The following is a 5868-nucleotide window of genomic DNA, read 5'->3' as shown; positions in this document are numbered from 1 at the left end:
CCGGAGCGGCGGCGGGCGATTGCCGATCTCGACGAACTCCGCGAGATCATGGGCGTCGGTGGGGATCGTCCGAGCCTGCGTGCGGCGCGCGCAGTGCTCGAGATGCTGCCGGCGCGGTTGAAATAGAACACCCCGGTTAGGTTCCGGTCTCGCCCTTCGAGACGCCGCTTCGCGGCTCCTCAGGGTGAGGATCATTTACTGCATCACCCCTCACCCTGAGGAGCGGACTGAAAGTCCGCGTCTCGAAGAGCGAGGCCCCGGAACGGATGTGAAAAAAAGAGGCGCCCGAAGGCGCCTCTTTCATTTCGGATGTGCCAAATCCTACTTGCGCTTTTCGTAGGGCACGTAATCGCGGCGCGGGGCGCCTGTGTAGAGCTGACGGGGACGGCCGATGCGCTGGTCCGGATCTTCGATCATCTCGTTCCACTGTGCGACCCAGCCGACGGTGCGCGCGAGGGCGAAGAGCACCGTGAACATCGTCGTCGGGAAGCCCATCGCCTTCAGCGTGATGCCCGAATAGAAGTCAATGTTCGGATAGAGCTTCTTCTCGATGAAGTAGTCGTCGCTGAGCGCGATCCGCTCCAGTTCGATCGCCACGTCGAGCAGCGGATCGTCCTTGATGCCGAGAATCTGCAGCACCTCGTGACAGGTCTTCTGCATCACACGCGCGCGCGGATCGTAGTTCTTGTAGACGCGATGGCCGAAACCCATCAGGCGGAAAGGATCGTTCTTGTCCTTCGCCTTCTTGATGTATTCCGGAATGCGGTCGACCGTGCCGATTTCACGCAGCATTTCGAGCGCTGCCTCGTTTGCGCCGCCATGCGCCGGGCCCCAGAGGCAGGCAATGCCGGCCGCGATGCAGGCGAAGGGGTTTGCGCCCGACGAGCCGGCGAGGCGCACCGTCGATGTCGATGCGTTCTGTTCGTGGTCGGCATGGAGGATGAAGATGCGGTCCATCGCGCGGGCGAGGATCGGATCGACCTTGTAGTCCTCCGCCGGCACCGAGAAGCACATATGGAGGAAGTTTTCGGCGTAGCCGAGGCTGTTCTTCGGATAGACGGTCGGCTGACCGACCGAGTATTTATAAGCCATGGCGGCGATGGTCGGAATCTTCGCGATCAGGCGACGGCTCGCGATCATGCGCTGGACCGGATCGTTGATGTCGGTCGAGTCGTGATAGAAGGCCGAGAGCGCGCCGACCATACCGCACATGATCGCCATCGGATGCGCGTCGCGGCGGAAGCCGCGCAGGAAGAACTGCATCTGCTCGTGAACCATCGTGTGGTTCGTGATCGCCTTGTCGAATTCCTTGAATTCGGCCGAGGTCGGCAGCTCGCCATTCAGAAGAAGATAGCAAGTCTCGAGGAAATTGCCCCGCTCCGCGAGCTGTTCGATCGGATAACCGCGATAAAGCAGGACGCCTTCCTCGCCGTCGATATAGGTGATCTTCGACTCGCAGCTCGCCGTCGAGGTGAAGCCGGGGTCGTAGGTGAAGTGACCGGTCTGGCCGTAGAGCTTCGAAATGTCGATGACGCTCGGTCCGATCGAGCCGGGGGTGACGGGCAGGTCGAAATTCTTTCCATCGACCGCGAGAGTCGCGTTCGACTTCGCGCCGCCTTCGGTTCCAGCTTTTGTCATGCCTGCCTGTCCTTTGCTGTTTGCCGGATCGGGCGGAGAGCCGCGACCCGTCGATTGTTAAACATTCTAGTTGGCGGTGAGCGCCGGAGCGAGCGTCACGCCGCCTGATCCCTGATCCTTCCAAGCGACTCCTCGCGGCCGAGTGTCGCCAATACGTCGAAAATAGGAGGCGATACGGAGCTGCCGGTCACGGCTGCACGAAGAGGTTGCGCCACCTTGCCGAGCTTGAGGTTTTCGGCCTCCGCAAATTCGCGCACCGTCGTCTCGATTTCGTCGACGGCCCAGTCCTGCCGGGTTTCGAAAGCGGCGAGCAGGCGCCGGAGCAGCGCGCGCCCCTCGTCGTTGAGGAGCTTGCGGGCATTGTCGTCAAGTGGGATAGGGCGCTTGGCGCGCAGGAACTCGGCGCCCCGACCAAGATCGAGCAGCGTCTTTGCGCGCTCCTTCAGGCCCGGCATTGCGGCGATGAGCTTGGCGCGGAAGTCGGCGCCGAAATTGCCTCCATCGGCCCAATGGCCCAACCGGCCCATCAGCGCGATCGTCTCGTCGGCGAGGAGCGTGTCGTTCTTCTCGCGTATGTAGTGGCCGTTGAGGTTCTCGAGCTTGGCGAAATCAAAGCGCGAGGGCGAACGGCCGATATGCTCGAGATCGAACCACTCGATCGCCTGCTCGGTCGAGAAAATTTCCTCGTCGCCATGGCTCCAGCCAAGGCGCGCCAGATAATTGCGCATCGCCTCGGGCAGATAGCCCATGTCGCGATAGGCGTCGACGCCAAGCGCGCCGTGGCGCTTGGAGAGCTTCGCGCCGTCCGGCCCGTGGATCAGGGGGACATGTGCGAATTCCGGCACCTCCCATCCCATGGCGGCATAGATCTGGCTCTGCCGGCCGGCATTGGTCAGGTGGTCGTCACCGCGAATGATGTGGGTTACGCCCATATCGTGGTCGTCCACGACGACGGACAGATTGTAGGTAGGTGTGCCATCGCTCCGCACAATGATGAGATCGTCGAGTTGCTCGTTGGCAAAGCGCACGTCGCCCATGACATGGTCGCGAACGATCGTCTCGCCCTCATTGGGCGACTTGAAGCGGATGACTGGCTTGACGCCTGCGGGCGCCTCGGAAGGATCGCGGTCGCGCCAGCGGCCGTCATAGCGGATGGGTTTGCCTTCCGCCTTCGCCTTCTCGCGCATCTCCTCGAGTTCCTGCTGGCTCGCGTAGCAGTGATAAGCCTTGCCTTGCCGTAGCAGGTCTTCGGCCACCTCGCGGTGTCGCGCCTGACGCGCGAACTGGTAGGTGACCTCGCCATCCCAGTCGAGGCCGAGCCAGCGAAGCCCCTCGAAGATCGCCTCGATGGCGGGCTCTGTCGACCGCTCGCGATCCGTATCCTCGATGCGGAGCAGGAACCTGCCATTGTGCCGGCGAGCGTAGAGCCAGCTGAATAGCGCCGTCCTTCCGCCGCCGATATGCAGATATCCGGTCGGCGAGGGAGCAAAGCGGGTTACGACTTGCTTCGGTTCCGTCATGATCTCCCGAGGTCCCACCTTTTGGGCCGCACCCGTGACGGGCGAACCCAGGCAGGTAGGCAAGGCGATTTATTGTTGGCATGCTGCGATCCGGAAGCGCGACGAGCGGGCATTCGGATCTGCTGCGGGGCAGGGTTTTCTAGCACATTGCGGCGACGCAGCGTAAGCCCGAAGGGGAGCCTGCGCCAAGGGTTTTTGGCCCTTGTTCACGGCATGTTCGGGGCTTTCGCGAGAGGGGGCAGAGGTGGCCACCGCGACGGACGCGGAAACAGAGGGGGCTGGAAACGGGCTTGGGCGAGGTGCAGCCCTGGCACCCTTTCATACGGCTTTCGCCTATGTGCTATCGTCGTTTTTCGGCGAGAGCGACCGCTGGTTTCTCTGGTCGCCGGTTCTGCTCGGCCTCGGCATAGCGGCCTATTTCGGCCTTTCCTTCGAGCCGCCGTTCTGGGCCGGCCCTTGTGCCGTCTTCGCGGCGGGGCTGTGGCTCGCCCTCGCGGTCAGGCGGGGCACTGCGGCCGCCATCGCGGCGGCCCTCTTCTGCATTGCCCTCGGCTTTGCGCTTGCCAGCCTGCGTACGAACATCGTCTCCGCGCCGGTTCTGCAAAAACCGTGGAACGGCGCCATCGAAGGCCGCGTCGTCGAGGTCGAGCGCACGGACAAGGGAGCGCTATCCGTGACCCTTCAGCCGTTGACGATGGAAAGAATGGAGACAGCGCTACCCGCGCGCGTCCGGCTTCAGGTGCGGTTCCCGGAGGCTGTCATAGCGCCCGGCGAGACGATCAGGATTCGCGGGCGGCTGATGCCGCCGCCGGAGCCGGTCGAGCCGGGCGGTTTCGACTATGCGCGCCAGGTCTGGTTCGAGAGGCTGGGGGGCGTCGGCTTTGCCTTCGCCGCGCCGGAGCATCTCGCGCCACCGCCGCAGGATTGGACGACGGCTCTTGCCGGACTGCGCCACCGCATAACCGCGCGCGTCCAGGACGGCATCGGCGGTGCATCGGGTGCCATCGCCGCGGCGCTCATCACCGGCGAACAGCGCGCCATTCCCGATTGGGCGGCCGACGATCTTCGCAATGCGGGGCTCGCGCATGTTCTGTCAATTTCGGGTCTGCATATGGTGCTTTTTGGCGGCTCGCTTTTCTGGCTGGTGCGCGCCGCCTTCGCGCTCATCCCGGGCGTGGCGCTGCGCTATCCGATCAAGAAATGGGGTGCTGCGGCGGCGCTTCTCGGCTCGACGGGCTACCTCACGATATCGGGCGCGCAGGTCGCGACGCAGCGCTCATGGATCATGATCGCGTTGATGTTCGTCGCGATCCTTTTCGACCGGCCAGCGCTCAGCATGCGGAACGTCGCGCTGGCGGCGCTTACCGTTCTCGCGTGGCAACCGGAAAGCCTGCTCGGTGCGAGCTTCCAGATGTCCTTTGCCGCGGTCGTGGCGCTGATCGCTTTTTACGAAAGTCCGGCCGCGCAGCGCTTTACCTCGGCCATGAACGAGCGCGGTGACGGCCCCGTCGTCGCGGGCCTGCGCTTTGCCTTCAATCATCTCGCGGGCATCATGCTGACCACGACGGTCGCGGGCTTCGCCACCGGCGCCTTCGCCGCCTATCACTTCGACCGGGTGGCGCTCTACAGCATGGCCGGCAATCTCGGCGCCTTGCCCATCGTCAGCGTGCTCGTGATGCCGGCGGCGCTCGCGGCGCTGATCCTGATGCCTCTCGGGCTCGAACGCCCGGCGCTCTGGGTCATGGGAAAGGGCATCGACGGGATGCTCTGGGTCGCGCATCAAGTCTCGGGATGGAGCGGGGCGGATCGCCTCATCGCCTCCGCGCCTCTGATTTCGCTGGCGCTTCTGACCCTCGGCGGATTGTGGCTCGCGCTCTGGCGGGGGAGCTGGCGCTTCGCGGGATTGGCGCCGCTGATCCTCAGCCTGGCGCTCTGGGGGGCCGGCGCGCGGCCCGACGTGCTCGTCGATCGCGATGGCACACTCGCTGCCGTCCGCGGTGCGGACGGGCTGCTTGGTCTCACCTCGGCGAAGCCAGCTTATACGGCGGAGCAATGGCTGAAGCATGATGGAGACGCACGCGATCCGAAGGCGGCGGCGCGGCCCGCATCCTTGCATTGCGACGCAGAGGGCTGCGTCTGGCGAGAAGAAGGAAGACGGGTGGTTGCCTTTTCCGAAGGGGTCGAGGCGCTGGCCGAGGATTGCGCGAAAGCGGACATCGTCATCGCGGCGGTGCCTGTGCCGCGACGCATGCGGGCGCGGTGCCAAGCACAGCTCGTCATCGACCGCTTCGACCTCTGGCGGAACGGCGCGGTGGCGCTTTACTACGAAAAGGATGGCGGGATCAGGATGGTGACCGCGCGCGACGAACGCGGGAGCCGCCCCTGGGTACAGCGTCAGAAGACGGCAAAGCCTGCGCAGGTCGAAACGGCAGGCAATCCGTAGCGACGTGCGTCAGTAGCGTCGCAGGAGCCCGACGAGCTTGCCCTGTACCTTGACGCGGTCCGGCCCGAAGATGCGCGTCTCGTAAGCCGGGTTCGCCGCTTCAAGGGCAATCGAATCGCCCTTGCGGCGCAAACGCTTCAGCGTCGCTTCCAAGCCGTCGACAAGCGCGACGACGATCTCGCCGCTGTTCGCGGTATCGCAGCGCTGGATGAGCACCGTGTCGCCGTCGAGAATGCCGGCGTCGATCATCGAGTCGCCCTTGACCTC

At 64.5% G+C, this 5868-nt stretch carries 4 protein-coding genes; 1 reads left to right on the top strand and 3 read right to left on the bottom strand.

Translation table 11 applies throughout. From position 1 onward, the window contains the following. Window positions 1-321: 321 nt before the first annotated feature. Both gltA and gltX read right to left on the bottom strand, forming a co-directional pair. Window positions 322-1638: a citrate synthase gene (gene gltA / locus VMR03_RS05900; protein WP_325403205.1), complete on the bottom strand. Its 1317-nt coding sequence runs from the start codon at window positions 1636-1638 to the stop codon at window positions 322-324. Between the two features lie 95 nt (window positions 1639-1733). After that, the gene (gene gltX, locus VMR03_RS05895; RefSeq protein ID WP_325403203.1) at window positions 1734-3158 is read right to left on the bottom strand and encodes a glutamate--tRNA ligase; all 1425 of its coding nucleotides are present in this window, start codon (window positions 3156-3158) and stop codon (window positions 1734-1736) included. Between the two features lie 244 nt (window positions 3159-3402). On the opposite strand from gltX, the gene VMR03_RS05890 reads away from it, so the two are divergent. Continuing rightward, the gene (locus tag VMR03_RS05890) at window positions 3403-5601 is read left to right on the top strand and encodes a ComEC/Rec2 family competence protein (protein ID WP_325403201.1); all 2199 of its coding nucleotides are present in this window, start codon (window positions 3403-3405) and stop codon (window positions 5599-5601) included. A gap of 9 nt (window positions 5602-5610) precedes the next feature. Here VMR03_RS05890 and VMR03_RS05885 read toward each other — a convergent pair. Continuing rightward, the coding region (locus VMR03_RS05885; protein WP_325403199.1) for a LexA family protein at window positions 5611-5868 on the bottom strand (258 nt) is incomplete at its 5' end.

Origin of the sequence: Parvibaculum sp., from assembly GCF_035511255.1 — a bacterium.
GTDB lineage: Bacteria > Pseudomonadota > Alphaproteobacteria > Parvibaculales > Parvibaculaceae > Parvibaculum.
This window is presented reverse-complemented; position numbering and strand designations above follow the sequence as displayed.

Bases quoted from the DNA above. Each gene is read 5' to 3' on its own strand.
- gltA (WP_325403205.1), bottom strand. From the start codon at position 1,638: ATGACAAAAGCTGGAACCGAAGGCGGCGCGAAGTCGAACGCGACTCTC.
- gltX (WP_325403203.1), bottom strand. From the start codon at position 3,158: ATGACGGAACCGAAGCAAGTCGTAACCCGCTTTGCTCCCTCGCCGACC.